Annotated in this window: 14 protein-coding genes; 8 read left to right on the top strand and 6 right to left on the bottom strand. The window is 55.3% G+C overall.

Annotated features, from left to right (window positions below; genetic code table 11):
• Nucleotides 1–76: 76 nt before the first annotated feature.
• Both KF784_05000 and KF784_04995 read left to right on the top strand, forming a co-directional pair.
• Nucleotides 77–2,101: an S-layer homology domain-containing protein gene (locus tag KF784_05000; GenBank protein MBX3118402.1), complete on the top strand. Its 2,025-nt coding sequence runs from the start codon at nt 77–79 to the stop codon at nt 2,099–2,101.
• A gap of 121 nt (nt 2,102–2,222) precedes the next feature.
• A complete protein-coding gene (locus KF784_04995) occupies nt 2,223–2,648 on the top strand; it encodes a hypothetical protein (protein MBX3118401.1) in 426 nt (141 codons plus the stop codon).
• Between the two features lie 68 nt (nt 2,649–2,716).
• Here KF784_04995 and ndk read toward each other — a convergent pair whose 3' ends face one another.
• On the bottom strand, nt 2,717–3,130 hold the full coding sequence (ndk, locus tag KF784_04990; GenBank protein MBX3118400.1) for a nucleoside-diphosphate kinase: 414 nt from the start codon (nt 3,128–3,130) through the stop codon (nt 2,717–2,719).
• A 150-nt stretch (nt 3,131–3,280) separates the two neighbouring features.
• Between ndk and KF784_04985 the strand changes: the two genes are divergently transcribed.
• From KF784_04985 to KF784_04970, 4 genes are read left to right on the top strand one after another with little or no spacing between them, the layout of a single operon-like run.
• Nucleotides 3,281–4,198 (top strand): ABC transporter ATP-binding protein, encoded by a 918-nt coding sequence (locus tag KF784_04985; GenBank protein MBX3118399.1) that lies wholly within the window; start codon nt 3,281–3,283, stop codon nt 4,196–4,198.
• Nucleotides 4,198–5,214: an ABC transporter permease subunit gene (locus tag KF784_04980; protein MBX3118398.1), complete on the top strand. Its 1,017-nt coding sequence runs from the start codon at nt 4,198–4,200 to the stop codon at nt 5,212–5,214. Before KF784_04985 ends, KF784_04980 begins: the two co-directional genes overlap by 1 nt.
• Nucleotides 5,211–6,128 carry an ABC transporter ATP-binding protein gene (locus KF784_04975; protein ID MBX3118397.1) on the top strand — a complete coding sequence of 306 codons (918 nt, stop codon included), beginning with the start codon at nt 5,211–5,213 and terminating at the stop codon, nt 6,126–6,128. The genes KF784_04980 and KF784_04975 overlap by 4 nt, the downstream gene beginning before the upstream one ends.
• Nucleotides 6,125–7,111, top strand: a complete 987-nt coding sequence (locus tag KF784_04970; protein ID MBX3118396.1) for an ABC transporter permease subunit — start codon at nt 6,125–6,127, stop codon at nt 7,109–7,111. The genes KF784_04975 and KF784_04970 overlap by 4 nt, the downstream gene beginning before the upstream one ends.
• Before the next feature lie 193 nt (nt 7,112–7,304).
• Here KF784_04970 and KF784_04965 read toward each other — a convergent pair whose 3' ends face one another.
• The 3 genes from KF784_04965 to KF784_04955 all read right to left on the bottom strand — a co-directional run bounded on the left by KF784_04965 (nt 7,305) and on the right by KF784_04955 (nt 11,278).
• Nucleotides 7,305–8,258 (bottom strand): polysaccharide biosynthesis/export family protein, encoded by a 954-nt coding sequence (locus tag KF784_04965; protein MBX3118395.1) that lies wholly within the window; start codon nt 8,256–8,258, stop codon nt 7,305–7,307.
• 64 nt (nt 8,259–8,322) lie between these two features.
• The gene (gene rsmI, locus KF784_04960) at nt 8,323–9,006 is read right to left on the bottom strand and encodes a 16S rRNA (cytidine(1402)-2'-O)-methyltransferase (GenBank protein MBX3118394.1); all 684 of its coding nucleotides are present in this window, start codon (nt 9,004–9,006) and stop codon (nt 8,323–8,325) included.
• 4 nt (nt 9,007–9,010) lie between these two features.
• Nucleotides 9,011–11,278: a peptidylprolyl isomerase gene (locus tag KF784_04955; GenBank protein MBX3118393.1), complete on the bottom strand. Its 2,268-nt coding sequence runs from the start codon at nt 11,276–11,278 to the stop codon at nt 9,011–9,013.
• 151 nt (nt 11,279–11,429) lie between these two features.
• Here KF784_04955 and lexA point away from each other — a divergent pair, with 151 nt between their 5' ends.
• Both lexA and KF784_04945 read left to right on the top strand, forming a co-directional pair.
• Nucleotides 11,430–12,062, top strand: coding sequence for a transcriptional repressor LexA (gene lexA / locus KF784_04950; protein ID MBX3118392.1), 633 nt, complete (start codon nt 11,430–11,432; stop codon nt 12,060–12,062).
• A gap of 9 nt (nt 12,063–12,071) precedes the next feature.
• On the top strand, nt 12,072–12,761 hold the full coding sequence (locus KF784_04945; GenBank protein MBX3118391.1) for a hypothetical protein: 690 nt from the start codon (nt 12,072–12,074) through the stop codon (nt 12,759–12,761).
• A gap of 2 nt (nt 12,762–12,763) precedes the next feature.
• Here the strand turns inward: KF784_04945 and KF784_04940 are convergent, their stop codons facing one another.
• Nucleotides 12,764–13,561: an ABC transporter ATP-binding protein gene (locus KF784_04940; protein MBX3118390.1), complete on the bottom strand. Its 798-nt coding sequence runs from the start codon at nt 13,559–13,561 to the stop codon at nt 12,764–12,766.
• 69 nt (nt 13,562–13,630) lie between these two features.
• Complete coding sequence (locus KF784_04935; GenBank protein ID MBX3118389.1) at nt 13,631–14,089, bottom strand: four helix bundle protein; 459 nt, start codon at nt 14,087–14,089, stop codon at nt 13,631–13,633.
• Between the last annotated feature and the right edge of the window lie 12 nt (nt 14,090–14,101).

The following is a 14,101-nucleotide window of genomic DNA, read 5'->3' as shown; positions in this document are numbered from 1 at the left end:
AGGCTACGAATCCTCACTCGCACAGCGGCTTCGTTCGGGTTAGCGCACTCCAAGACACAAGGAGCAGTGTAACCATATGAAACGAACGTTCGTTTACGCGCTCAGCGCCGTGATGGCAGTGGCTTTGGCCGCTCCCGCATCTGCGCAGGACGCATTTCCGGATACCCCGGACAATCACTGGGCATACGAAGCCCTCGCACGACTGAAGAACGCCGGCCTCTTGGTCGGTTACCCGGATGGCCTCTTCCGAGGTGGAAGACCGGCTTCCCGATACGAAATGGCAGTCGCCCTTAACGCCCTCTACATGAAGATGATGGGTGTGACGGACGGCCTTGCCGGACAGATCAAGGCTCTGGAAGAATCAATTAGCCATCGAGGCTTTGCCAGTGCCGCCGAGCTTCGCCAGGTGCGAGACGCTCTGGCTGCAGCACAATCCCAGATCGACGGCATGAAGGCTTGGGGAGACGAAATCGCTAACCTCAAGCGCATGGCAGCAACTTTTGAGAAGGAGCTTGCTTCCATGGGTGTCGACGTCGAAGCCATGAAGAAGGGCTTTGCCGACCTCGAGAAGCGCGTTAAGGCTCTTGAGGATCGCAAGTTCCCGATCGCGGTTTCTGGCGATCTGAACCTGTGGATGGGCAACGGCTACAGCAAGGATGAGCGTGTGGGAATTACAAAAGATGGCCGACCCACGGGCATCAAGAACGGCAACACCGTTGGTGTGGGCCGCGACTTCACCGTTCTGCACGAGATGGGCCTTGAGATTGAAGGCACTAACGAGACCGGACCCAAGTGGGGCGGCACCCTCGTCATCGGCAACACGTTCGGCACGACAGCCAGCTTCACCTCCGCCGGGTTTAACGGCAACAACGCGTTCGACCGAGTCGCCTTCGGCGACATGTCGGGTGTTTTCACGGGCAGCCCGTTTGAAGAGGGTGACACCGATGTGATGTGGCAGACCCTTTGGGTGAAGTACGACACCAGTCTATGGGGGCAGAACTTTAGCGCAACCATGGGTCGGCTCGGACATCAGGTCGGCAGTTACTTTATGAAGCGTCCCGACAACACGCCGTACTTCCGCAGCGAGTATTGGGACAATGGCGACTGGTACTTCGATGGCGCCATTCTGGACTTTAAGCTGGGCAACGCCGACCTTACGGTCTTTGGCGGACGTCAGAGCGACCGGTTCACAACAAGTGGCATCGACATCAACCCGATGGCTGCCGGACGTTCCGGGCACTCTTATCAGGGAGCGGGTGACACTCGACCACGCGGATACGGAAGCAACGGCTTCAACATCTTTGTGGATCAGCACCTCGGCTTTACCGCCGATCTGCCGCTGGGCCAGAACGGCAACCTACAGCTCAACTACCTCATCTTCGACTCGAACAGCACCACATCGCTGATCGGCAGCTCCGACGTCTTCAATCGCGTCGTGGTCTTCGGCGGCGACTTCAACTGGAAGGTCAACGACCGGATGAAGCTCAATGCTGGTTACTCGCAGTCGAACCTGATGGAGAACGGCACAACCCGACTTGACGAGGATAACTCGGCATGGTGGGCAAAGCTGAAGTATGACGGCGGACGCTGGAACGGCTATGTCGGCTACCGAAGCATCGACCCGCAGTTTGCCGCACCGGGCGACTGGGGCCGAGTCGGTATCTGGTGGAACCCCACCGACGTGCAGGGCTTCATGGCTGGGATCGGCTTTGATCTCAGCAGCAGCACCAAGGTGCACTTCGGAGGTCAGTGGTACACAGGTCGCGATGTGATGCTCGCCGACGGTGGCGGTCTTACCCAAGACGATAAGCTTCGGGTTCTGAGCGCTTCGTTGAAGCACAGACTCAGTTCAAGTTGGAACTTGATGCTGGGAGCTGAGTGCGTAGAGTGGGATCTTAACGCCTTCAGCGAGAAGCCTCGTGAGAGCTGGTATCGCTTTGGCCTAAGCCACGACATGGGGAACCACTCGAAGCTGAGCTTCATGTGGGAGATGAGCGACTACAACGGCAAGGGCGTGACCGGATTCAATCCGTTCAGCGGCAGCAGCGATTCCCGAGCCACGGGTGGATTCTTGACGACGCAGATTTCGATCCGCTTCTAAGTCAGGAAAATGCCAACGATCAGTGCAAGAGCCTCTCGGTCTACCGGGGGGCTTTTGTACTACAGATAGGAAACGAAAAATTGGTGGTAGTCGTCGGATAGCGTAGGGAGAAGAATAAGAGATGAAAGTCAACAAGAAACTGAGTTTAATCGTTGCCGGGTCTGTCCTGATGTCGACGTTTGCGTTTTCGCAGCTTGATAAGATTTTGAAGATCGGTGGAGTCATCGCCGTAGTCAACACCTTCGGAAAGGATATCGACAAAGGCATCAACAAGCTTTGGGGCCGCGAGCAAACCAAGAAAGTCAAGACGAAAGTGGTTCCGATTTACAGCGTCGGACTCAACTCGGACCAGGCCATTGGAGCGGCTCAAGTGATGGGCCCGCCCGACAAGGTGGATTCGGTCGTTGCCGTGGCTCAGCCAGAAGCTAAGATTCTTGGGAATCAGCTTCGATTGAAAGCCCTGATCCCCGTTGCCAGCAAGAACTGGAGCAACATCAAGGGCGTCGAGGAAGTCGGCGTCAGCGGGATCGTCGATATCAAGCTGTAAGCAGAAGTCACAGATCAGAAATCAGAAATCGGATATCAGATATCCGATTTCTGATTTCAAACAGTTGCTTACCGAACGGTTCCTTCCTTAAACCAAAGCCCAAGTTCGCGCTCGGCGGCTTCGGCATCGCTGCTGGAGTGGGTGAGGTTGTCGTCGATCGAAAGAGCTAGGTCGCCCCGAATCGTACCGGGAAGCGCGTCCAGCGGGTTTGTTGCCCCCATCATTGAGCGGATAGCCTTCACGGCGTTTGTACCGCTTACAGCCATGGCCACAATCGGGCCGCTTGTCAGATAATCGCAGACATCCTTAAAGAATGGGCGCTCGCGATGCTCGTCGTAGTGCTCTTCAACAGTTGCCCTGTCTGCATTGATGAGCTTCATCGCGGCGATGCTGAGGTTGCGGGCTTCGATCCGTCGAGTGATCTCGCCGATCAGATTTCGCTCTACGCCACCCGGCTTAATCAGTACAAGCGTTGTTTCCATAGTTGAACAAATCCTTTCTCGGCGCACGCAGAGCGGACCGAATATGGAGTGAGGATACCTTGAGGCTATCGGCCCCATTAGGCATGAAAGGGCCCTCTTCTGCCGTCATATGGCCCACCTTGGGAAGAGGTCGTAGTAAAGTAAAACATCGTGAGCGTTGCCTCAATACGAAATCTGACCGTTCGTTATGGACAGTTCACCGCGTTAAGCGACTTCTCTGTCGAGATACCTCCCGGCTGTGTGGGTCTGCTCGGGCCTAACGGGGCGGGGAAGACGACTCTCCTTAAAACGATCCTCGGCTTTGTTGCCTCTGCCGGTGGCGGTGGCTCTGTCCTCGGCTACGACATCGGCTCGCAAGGACGCTTGATTCGGCAGCGGCTTGGGCTGATGCCAGAGCAAGACTGTCATATCCCAGGCATGAGCGCTGTTGGCTTCGTCGCCTACGCGGGCGAGCTTGCCGGTATGCCTGGAGACCAAGCCCTCAGGCGAGCCCACGAGGTCCTGGAGTACTGCGGCCTCGGCGAGGCACGCTATCGCAACGTCGAAACCTATTCGACAGGCATGAAACAGCGCATCAAGCTTGCCCAAGCGCTCGTCCATGGCCCCAAACTCCTCCTTCTCGACGAGCCGACGAATGGACTTGATCCCGCAGGGCGCGAGGATATGTTGGAGTTGGTGCGCTCCATCACCCACGGCAAGGGCATTAATGTGATCGTCTCCAGTCACCTCCTACCGGACATTGAGCGAGTCTGCGACCATGTTGTCGTGGTGGTCCGAGGGCAATTAGTAATGGAGGGCTCAATCCTCGAATTGCAAAAGATTGAAGGGCAGCCGGTCGACGTTGAGCTGCGCGAAGAAAGTGGAGCATGGGTGAATGCGATAGCAATGTTGGGCGGACAGCTTTTGAGTGTTTCGCACCAAACCTACCGCATCCAAGCCCCCGGCACACCCGATGAGATCGCCAAGCTCGTGTTTGAGGCGGCTCGCCAAACGAACACCCAGGTTCGCGGCTTCCGTGTCGCCCAACGCAGCCTTGAGGAGGCGTTCTTGCAGGCGGTGAATGTGTAATGTCCGAGTATCAGATCAGCTCTTCCCCAATTGCCGACCTCACGTATCGCGGGTACGAGGGTGACCTTGAGTCGCCGACCATGCGATGGTGGGTCATCGCGCGCATGACGTTCAGGATGGCGATCAAGAAGAAGTGGATGTGGTTCCTGCTCATCCTTTCGGCAGGCTACTACCTTGCAATGATGACGATCCTGTTCTTCGCCGAGCAGGCCGCCACGTCGCAAGCTCCCGTCACAGGGGCAGCAGGCGCGGCGAATCCGTTTACGCAATTCATCACCCAGATCATCTGGAAGGATCAGTTTGTCCACGGGCTCTCGACAGGTCAAATGTGGTTCCTGATGATCGCTGTGCTCGTCGGGGCGGGCAGTATCGCCAACGACAACCGCGCCAACGCTTTGCTCGTCTATCTGAGCAAACCCTGCGACAAGCGCGACTATCTGCTGGGCAAGTGGTTTGGTGTTTTTCTACTGCTTGTGATGTGTATGGCCGTCCCAAGCGCGGTCTTTTATGGCTACGGGTTTATGAGCTATCGAGACTACGGGTTCCTCAGCGATGTATGGGTTCCGCTGAAGATGGCGGCTTTCGTGATTGTCTCGGCTGCGTTTTATTCCAGCTTGGTCATCGGTATCAGCTCACTCTTTAAGCAGGGACGCATCGCGGGGGCGACGATGGCGGGGCTGTACTTCTTGACGAACTTCTTCACGCAGTTGATGGCCGTGAGTTGGGCGATCACCATCATGCAGCAGAACCGTGGGCGGAACGACGCACAAGCAACCATTACGGGCCCGCTGGAGATCATTGGACGCTTGTACTACGCATCGGTAGACGGCATCAATATCGGCCTTGGCAAAGCCATCCTCGGAACGGATGGAAGCCCCTATTTCGGCTTTCGAAGTCCGGTTCCATCGGTTCCAGCCCCCAATTTGTGGATCATGCTCGGCATTGTGAGCGTGCTCAGTGCGATTTTCCTCCGAATAGCATGGTCGAGGATTCGTGCGGTGGAGGTGGTAGGTTGATCGAGTTTACAGGCGCTTCGCGCTGGTATGGACAGGTGATCGGCATCAACGATGTCAATTGTCAGATCATGCCGGGAATCACCGCTTTGCTCGGGCAAAACGGCGCTGGCAAGACAACGATGATGCGCCTGATCACAGGCCAGCTAAAAACGACGACCGGCTCGGTTTCGGTAAAGGGTCTTGATCCGTATGCGAACCCCGATGTCTTTAAACACCTTGGCTATTGCCCGGACATCGACAACTTCTACGAGCATATGACCGGGTATCAGTTTGTCTTCTTCCTTGCCCGAATGGCTGGATTCGACAACTCGGCAGCAAAGAGCCGGACATTGGAGATGTTGCAAAGGGTGGGGATGCTCGAAGCGTCGGATCGAAAGATTGCGGGTTACAGCAAAGGTATGCGCCAGCGCATTAAGCTCGCCCAGGCTATGCTCCATGACCCCGAGATCATCCTTCTCGACGAGCCACTGAACGGCCTTGACCCGATGGGTCGCCGGCAGTTGATGGATCTCCTTGGTGAATTGGCAAACGAGGGCAAGACGATCATCGTGAGCAGCCACATTCTTTTTGAGGTGGAGCAGATGACGCGAAACGTGTTGCTGCTTCATCGCGGCCGTTTGCTCGCCACCGGAAACATTCGCGTGATACGCGAATTGATCGACAAGTACCCGCAACGGATACGCGTCGATACCTCGGAGCCACGGGCTGTGGCCTCCAAACTTGTCGAACTGCCGTATGTGCTGAATGTACGTTTTGAGCCAAACGGGCGCTCGCTGGAACTTCAGACCAGAGAGCCCGCTCAGTTTTACGATTTCTTGCCGACGCTCGCGCTGGAGCATGGTCTTCCCATCGAAGGCTTTTCCAGCCCCGACAACAACCTTGAAGCGGTTTTCCGATATCTGGTGGAAGCATGATCGAGCTGTATCTGTTCAAGACGACCCTAATCGAGCTCATCCGAGCCAAGCGCCTTGTCGTCTGGCTGTTGGTCATCGCTGCGTTTTTTGCGTTCGGCAAAGTCTTCACGATGGTGCGGGCGGTTGAGGACTCGAGATCAACACGTGTCATAAGAACGCAAACGCCCGCGCAGGACGGCAGCGAGGGGCAGCCAAACACCTCGAATCAAGTCGAGGGCAATCGTGCACAGCCTGATAACGGACGAGCCGTTGATTCGCCGGGTGGCGAAGTTGAGGTCAACGAATCGGAGCCGGAAGTCGACGTGTCCGAACCGCCCGTAGCGCTCACAAAGCAGGAAAAGGAGCGCGATGCCTATGCGACATTGAGCGGCTGGCTCGTGTTTCGTTTGCTTGCCTTGATCGCGGCAATCTTTGCTGCGGTCGTTGTGGCCCAAGAGGTTGAGCAAAAGACCATCGTTTACCTACTGACGAGGCCAGTGCCTCGCCCCAAAATCCTTCTGGCGCGTACAGCGGCTGCCATCGTGGTTACCTTCGTGATCGGGGCTATTGCGGCCCTCGCGGTCAGCGTCTCTGTGATGGGGACGGCAGGGTTTACGAACGACCTTATGCTGCGGGACATCAAGGCGCTCTTCGTCGGGGCGGCAGCGTATGTTTCGCTTTTCGTGCTCATCAGCCTTTGGCTTAACCGCTCCATGCTGATCTGCCTCTTGTTTGCGTTTGGCTGGGAAATGGCGATTCCGAACATGCCGGGCACGATGTACCGATTATCCATCTTTAGCTACCTCACCGCGATCGCTGAAAGACCGTCCTCCGGTGGGCAGTTAAATACGCTTGGGACGGGTCTTTCGGGCGAGCTGTCGAGCAATATCTTGCTCCCTTCGACGGGCTATCTCACGATGGGCTTCTTGATTGTGGCCTGCCTCGGCTTAGGGGCCTGGTGGTTCAAGAACTTCGAGTATGTCCCACGCGAAGATGCGGAGTAGCGGGTAGCTGTGAGCTATGAGTGAGTAGCTAGGAGCTGCGAGCACAGAGTTTGGTGCTGGGAGCAAGGTCCTGAGAGCTGATTCCAGATGCCCGATCTCTGAGTGCTGATCGCAGATCCACTGATCCCAATTGCCGATCACCGACAGCTTGAAGTAGCTCCCCGCTCCTAGCTACTCACTCCAAGCTCTCAAGCTACCGACCAATGAACGGAATGCGGAGACCGAATAGGCCTTCTCTGAGGAAGCGGTCGATGAAGAACGCAGAGTTCACAGCAGCGCCAATCTCATTCAGGTTTGGCGTCTTTGTGCGCGGCACGTAGACGATGTCACCCGGCTCAAGCGCCACATTCTGCGCATAGTCTCCGTTGTTCAAGAATCGAACGAGGTTCGCCTTGATTTCGACATACTGACCGGGGAAGCCCGGTTGCTCACGCAAGACTTTGACGCGGCTCAAGAATGTCTCGCGCTGAATCTCGCCTCTTGCCATCGCAAGCGCATCCATCACGCGCATCGGCTCTTTGTAGGGGAAAGCGCCGGGCGCTTGCACTGTTCCGATGACGTAGATACGATTTCTTGGGTTCTCGGGGACGATAAGTTCGTCGCCGTCCTCAAGCTGATAATTCTGGGAAGTATCGCCACGATAGAGCAGCGAATACAGATCGACGGGGATCTGCTCGACGGAGTTTGAACGTCGCAGCGTCGCCCGTCGCAGGTCGGCTCGATCCAGATCGGGGTTCCCTTGACTGATAAGGGTGGCAATGGTGTCGCCGGGTCGGATCGGCACTCTTCCGGGTCGCTGAACCATTCCGCCGATGGTGGCGTAGAGTTCGCGGAACTTCTCGATGGTGACCGAAACTTTAGGATCGCGGATTCGGAGCTTCTTTTGATACTCCTTTACGAGGTCCTCTTCGAGCTCGGAAGTGGTTCGTCCCTGAGCGCGGAGAATCCCGACAAACGGAGCGCTGATGTTTCCATCGCGTCCAACGGTAACCAGAACATTGATCTGGACTTCGTTATAGACCTGGATGCGGAGGATGTCTTCCGGTTGAAGACGATACGTTCCTTCGGTACCTTGGGCAACGCCAAACACAGCACAGATAAGCATCCATGCCACTACGAAGACTTTCTTGTCCCACCGGGCTCTCATAGCACCAACCGCCCGCAATTCCCTGCAGGTTCCTTTAAGTTTACCACCGAATTCAAAAATATCCCTACTGGCGTCGTTTTCCCTCAATGACGATCGTAAATTCGCCCTTGTTCGGGACTTCTTTCTCCGAGGGCACATTCGGCAATCGTTCGCGATAAACCTGTTGGTGGAGCTTGGTAAGCTCTCGGCATATCGCATATCGCCGCGGCCCAAGGACGTCAAAAGCCGCCTCTAATAGTTTTTCGGCACGAAAGGGCGATTCGAACAGGACAAGAGTCATTGGCGAGTCTGAAAAAGGGGCAAAAACCTCACGAATAGGTCCAGGTTTTCGAGGCAGAAACCCTAAGAATGCGAATCTTTGAGCATAGAACCCGCTCAATGCAAGTGCATCGACAGCAGCGCAAGGGCCGGGTATCGAGTCTACTTCGACGCCTTTTTCGTGACACAAATCGACAAGGTGCGCGCCAGGGTCGCTGATCCCCGGAGTGCCCCCATCGGTGATGAGTCCCCACACCGCTCCTTCGGCAATCTCCTCAGCGTAGCTCTCTACCTTGGCTTCGGCAGTGTGCTCGTTGAGCACCTTGAGGGGTGTCTTGATGCTGAGGTGAGACATCAGCTTGCCGCTGATCCTCGTGTCCTCCACAATGCATGCCTCGACAGAGCGAAGGACCTCAACCGCACGCGGGCTGAGGTCCCCTAAGTTGCCGATGGGCGTCGCGATCAGAATCAGCTTGCCCTTTTCGGCCATGTCTCTACCGGCCTGTTGAGCCTGTTGTTCCGGTTGAAGTCCCCGGAAGTGTTGACGGTCCAAACGGCGACCCCGTTGTTCCGGTCGTCGCGCTCGGTCCAGTTGTCGGCGGCTTGTTTGCTTCGGTAGCGGCTTTCAGGTCAGCCGCTTTCTTCGCTGTCGACCATTTCGCCTGCACCTGCTTTAGTTGGTCAGCCTGGGCCTGAGTGAGCGCACCGAGTTTCACCAACTCTTGAATGCGTCCGTTCAGTTCGCTCCAAGCTGCTTGTCCGGCCTGGGTGTAGTCTGTGTTTTCTTCAGATTCTTTCTTGAGAGAATCGAACAAGCCAACTTTCCATTGATCCTGCAGCTTCTGCAGTTCCGCGGTTTGGGTTGCGTTCAACGCCCCGATCTTGGCAAATCCCTTGATCCGGTCTCCAATCTCCTTCCAAATGCTCTGTCCGCCCAGGCTGTGGTCTTTGTTGTCCTCCGCCTCAAGCTTGATCGCATCGAAAGCTCCTGCCTTCCAGGTGGCCACTGCCTTGTCGATCTTGTCTTTGGACTCCTTATCGAGCCATCCCTTCGATTCAAACTTCTGGACATCCGCCATCAGCTTGTCGTACTGGGTGATCGACTCGGCTCCATAATCTAAGAACCCTTCTGCGCTGTAGGCAAGGTCGCGGGAAACCTCATCGCTCCAACGCTTCAACTCCTCGTTCACCTTCTTGACGTCAGCATCTTCGATGAGACCAGCCGACTTAACCTTGTCGCGAAGACCGGCAATTTGCGTATAGTAGCCTTGAGCGAGCGGTCCGGTCGTGTTATTGGCTTGGGCAGCAAATACGAGCTGCGCGCCAGCTTCCTTGTCCTTCGCCTGCAGATACTCGCGCACCAGCTCAAGCCGTAGCTCAACGTTCTCGACGATGCTCGTCAGTGCATTCATCGCCGCCACATAGTCCGCCTGAATCTCTGGCTTTTCGGCGGGAGTCGCAAGCGCGATCAAGCTCTTTTGGACGGCATAATTGGCAAGAATGCCCCACTTGGGATCGACGGTTGTATCATCAAGGTCGGCGGCTTTTGCAAGCTCGGAAGCCTTGACCAGGAGTTCCTTCTTCTTGACATCGTCGGTGGAGTAGTTGACGTCGATTTGGGCGAGATTCCACATGAACAGTGCCTCAGCGCCCTTGCTCTTCCACTGGATCGCACCACCATCGCGACGCTTGATAATCTCATCCCGAAGTCGGCGGTCGGCCTTGCGCTCAACTTCGACCTTCATCAGTTCAGTTTTGTTTGTTTCAAAGTCGCTGGGGATCGTGGACTTCACACTGATGAGCTTGAAGATTCCGGGGCCTGCCGAAGTTTGCAGGACGCCACTGACTTCGCCCGGCTTGAGCGTTGGGATCGAAGTGAGGGAGGCGTCGTAATCGATGATCGATTGCGTGATGTCCGTTGTGGAGTCGCTCTTGGCTTTATCGGGCCCGGGAGCAGGATCCATCGTGTACTTGTTCATCGCCTCATCGAACGTGATCTTGCCCGCCTTGATGTCGCTCAAGACCTGCTTGGCCTTTTCTAGCGCTTCCTTGGGTGGAACTTCGTCGGGCCGTCCAAACACGATACGCTTAGTGGTGTACGCGTTGAAGCTGCGCCTTAGCTCTTCGTCAGAGACCTTGGTCTCCGCGACGTACCTTGTCTTCATCTTTTCGCTAAAGAACCGCGCAGTTTGGCTCAGCCTTCCTGCTTGCGTTGCCAGCGACTGCTTCACGTTGTCAAGCTGCTCTTCACGGACAGACTGAAGGGTTCGACCGGTAATGCCCTGATACGCCTTGTCGATATCCGCCTGCGATGCGCCGGGCTTAACCAAACTCATGTTTTCGAGCATCTTCACCATGTCGGCAAGCTGCTTCTCGACCTCTTTCTTGGCTTCATCAAAGAGTTGCTCGTCGGTGACGTTCAAACCCATACTGTGGCCAAGATCGACGATGAGAGCACTGCCAACATGAGCGCTGACCATCGAAGCGTACAAAGACACCGTATCGTCCGCACTCAGACCGGTCTCGGCGTTTCTTTGCTGATCGGCCATCGCGTTAAACGAATCGTTAACTGCGATCTCGGAGACCTTGTACTGACCAATCATGGCAAGCGCAGGCGAATTCGCCTCAAGATCACGCGGAGTTGGTTGGTCTTGCCCACGCGTAAAGATCATGGTTAAGATCATCGCGGCGCCCGCGATGATGATGAAAACGGTTCCACACCCGCTCTTTTCGAAGAACTTTCTAGCTGACGTAATCGACACTCTGAATCACCTTAAAACTAAGCGCAAGTATGGCATGAATTGGTTCCCGGACCAAGTGACCGATAGACACCGGCGTTGACAAGGTAGACAAAATTCGTGCATACTGCGTCTACCGGTCCGTAACGGACGTCTATGGCTTTGAGGAGCAAAAATGGCAAAGGGACTTACCAAGCGACAACAAGCGATTCTCGATTTTGTGGTGAATTATGTTCAGGAGGAGGGTTACCCTCCTTCTATCCGTGAGATTGGGGCGCACTTTGGGATCGGTTCCTTACGTGGTGTAACTGTCCACCTAGACGCTTTGTCCAGAAAAGGATTCATCAGCCGGTCTAACACACCGCGCTCGATCAAGCTTATCCACCCCTCCACCCAGCCTCAGACCAACAGAATCGTGATGGTTCCGCTCCTCGGCTCTATTGCCGCAGGATCGCCCATCGAAGCGATGGAGAGCGCCGACGAACAGATTCCCGTGCCCGCCGAGATGGTGCGGAATATCCGAGATGCGTTTCTACTTCGCGTCAAAGGTGATTCGATGACCGGTGATGGCATATTGCCACGCGATCTTGTGCTGATCAAGCCACAGGTGAACGCCAACAATGGCGATCTTATTGCCGCGATGATCGACGGCGAAGCGACAGTGAAGCGCTACTATTCGGACACGAAAGGTGTCCAGCTGTTGCCCAGCAATCCCAATTACGAGCCGATCCTTGTACGATCCGAAAACTCCAAGATTGTCGGGAAGGTCGTCGGGCTAATCCGAGACTACACGGGAATGGCGTTTTGAGTGTGTGTCATGGACGAGGAATATCTCCTTGGTCCCTTCTATGACATTGACGGAACGGAATTCCTCCCGACCGGCTTTGACGAGACTTTTGAGCCGCTTGAACTGGCGATGGGGTCCTATGTGGTCACAAGCAATGATCCCGCGCTGACTTCCAAATCGATAAAGGTCACGAATCGCGATCTGACGGCATACATTCAAGCGGATTGGGAGCGCGTCTTTGGGCCAGAACCCACAAAAGGCTTTGTGATGGCCTACCGGTCCGGAACCTATGCCGCCGGACGCATTGCCGAGGAGATCCTTGTTAGGAAGTTTTTTGAGACTTCTACCCTGTTTGGCGAGCATGTCCAAAATGTGCAACCGGCCATGGATGTCCCTTCGGACCTCTTTCAGCGCGTCTCTGCGGGGGTGCGTTCGGACGATGCCGTTCTTATCACGACTGAACATGAAATCGTTCTTGTCGAGAGCAAAGCCAGCTTCAGTGGTTTTTCTTACCTGTCGAGGAGCGTTCCCAAAGCCATCGCTCAACTGTCGGCAAGTTTACAGGTGAATTTCAATGCTCTCGGAGGTGTTGTTTTGCTGACAAATCTTCAAAACAGACATTGCGTTGTAGGCACATTTCCAAGAGACGATTTCGTGAATCGCCAGACGCATGTAGCCGAGCAATTGCGCGGATTGATTCAATCAGGGATGAAGCAATAATGCTAGGATCCGATTTCAAATGCGGGTTTATTCCCGTTACCGTTCACGCCTCGAGCCATTGCGATCAGTTCGGCTTCTTCTTCCTCGGCAGTGGGAAGGGTCTTGAGCACTTCACGGGCGTCAATCTGCTTCTCAACGACCTCATCGGCAACGATTCTTCCATCCTTAAAGCGAATGATCCGCTTGCAGTGGAGGGCGATATCCGGCTCGTGTGTAACGATCACGACGGTTTTTCCATTGCGGTTGAGGTCCTGAAAGAGCGCCATGATCTCTTCAGACGTGCGCGAGTCGAGGTTTCCGGTTGGCTCGTCGCCAAGGATCAAAACCGGGTCGTTCACGATGGCGCGGGCAATCGCGACGCGCTGCTGCTGTCCACCCGAGAGCTCGTTCGGTTTGTGGTGCATTCGGTCGCCCAAGCCAACCGTCTCGAGAGCCGTCTTGGCGTTGTCGCTTCTGTTCTTGACTCCGGCATACATCAACGGTAGCTCAACGTTCTTGAGAGCCGACGTACGCGGGAGGAGGTTAAAGGTCTGGAAGACGAAGCCAATGTAACGGTTCCTGATTTCGGCAAGCTCGTTGTCGGTGAGTTGGGCTACTGGCGTGTTGTTAAGAAGGTACTGTCCAGCCGTTGGGCGGTCGAGGCAACCAGCCACGTTCATAAACGTGGATTTGCCGCTTCCTGACGGCCCCATGATCGCGACCATGTCGCCTTCATTGATGGTCAGTGAGGCGCCTTTCAGTGCGTGGACGACAACGTCGCCCATCACATAGTCCTTGGTGAGATTGTGAGCTTCAATGATCGGTTTCATGGTGAATCGTGGGTAGTGACTCGTGATTTGTGAGTCGTGACTCCTGAATGGGACTGACAGTTAGTATTCATCAGAGTCTAAGACCAACTCCCTCGAAAGTCCCACAGTGTCCGCGGCGTAAGGGGCCACTCTTTCCCGAACTTGACCAATAGGACCATCGAGACTAGCGATCAGCTTCGTGAGCATTCGACCGATGTGATCGGTTTGCTCTAACAACGGCTCTTTTCGTTCTTGTAGGAGCATCTCAGCCCGTTCGGCGATAAGGATCAAAGTCTCAAGCTCTTTCAAGGAACCTCTTGCGATACGCAGAAAGTGGGCAAATTCAGAGTCGCGGCCTCTTCCCCAACCTTCCGCTATATTTGCAGGCACCGACACGGCAGACCGGCGTATTTGAGATGTCAGGCCGTACTGTTCGATACGCGGAAAGCTTGAGGTCAGGTCGTAGAGTTCTACGGATAGATCGACAGCTAATTGCCAGACTCTAAGTTGTTGGTAGGACTCAATCCGCTCCTTTGCCATCAAACACGTCCC

It is taken from the genome of Fimbriimonadaceae bacterium, from assembly GCA_019638775.1.
Classification (GTDB): Bacteria; Armatimonadota; Fimbriimonadia; order Fimbriimonadales; family Fimbriimonadaceae; genus JAHBTD01.
This window is presented reverse-complemented; position numbering and strand designations above follow the sequence as displayed.

Excerpts from the sequence above, each read along its gene's own strand:
- KF784_05000 (MBX3118402.1), top strand. The coding sequence starts at position 77 with ATGAAACGAACGTTCGTTTACGCGCTCAGCGCCGTGATGGCAGTGGCT.
- KF784_04995 (MBX3118401.1), top strand. The coding sequence starts at position 2,223 with ATGAAAGTCAACAAGAAACTGAGTTTAATCGTTGCCGGGTCTGTCCTG.
- ndk (MBX3118400.1), bottom strand. The coding sequence starts at position 3,130 with ATGGAAACAACGCTTGTACTGATTAAGCCGGGTGGCGTAGAGCGAAAT.
- KF784_04980 (MBX3118398.1), top strand. The coding sequence starts at position 4,198 with ATGTCCGAGTATCAGATCAGCTCTTCCCCAATTGCCGACCTCACGTAT.
- KF784_04970 (MBX3118396.1), top strand. The coding sequence starts at position 6,125 with ATGATCGAGCTGTATCTGTTCAAGACGACCCTAATCGAGCTCATCCGA.
- KF784_04965 (MBX3118395.1), bottom strand. The coding sequence starts at position 8,258 with ATGAGAGCCCGGTGGGACAAGAAAGTCTTCGTAGTGGCATGGATGCTT.
- rsmI (MBX3118394.1), bottom strand. The coding sequence starts at position 9,006 with ATGGCCGAAAAGGGCAAGCTGATTCTGATCGCGACGCCCATCGGCAAC.
- lexA (MBX3118392.1), top strand. The coding sequence starts at position 11,430 with ATGGCAAAGGGACTTACCAAGCGACAACAAGCGATTCTCGATTTTGTG.
- KF784_04945 (MBX3118391.1), top strand. The coding sequence starts at position 12,072 with ATGGACGAGGAATATCTCCTTGGTCCCTTCTATGACATTGACGGAACG.
- KF784_04935 (MBX3118389.1), bottom strand. The coding sequence starts at position 14,089 with ATGGCAAAGGAGCGGATTGAGTCCTACCAACAACTTAGAGTCTGGCAA.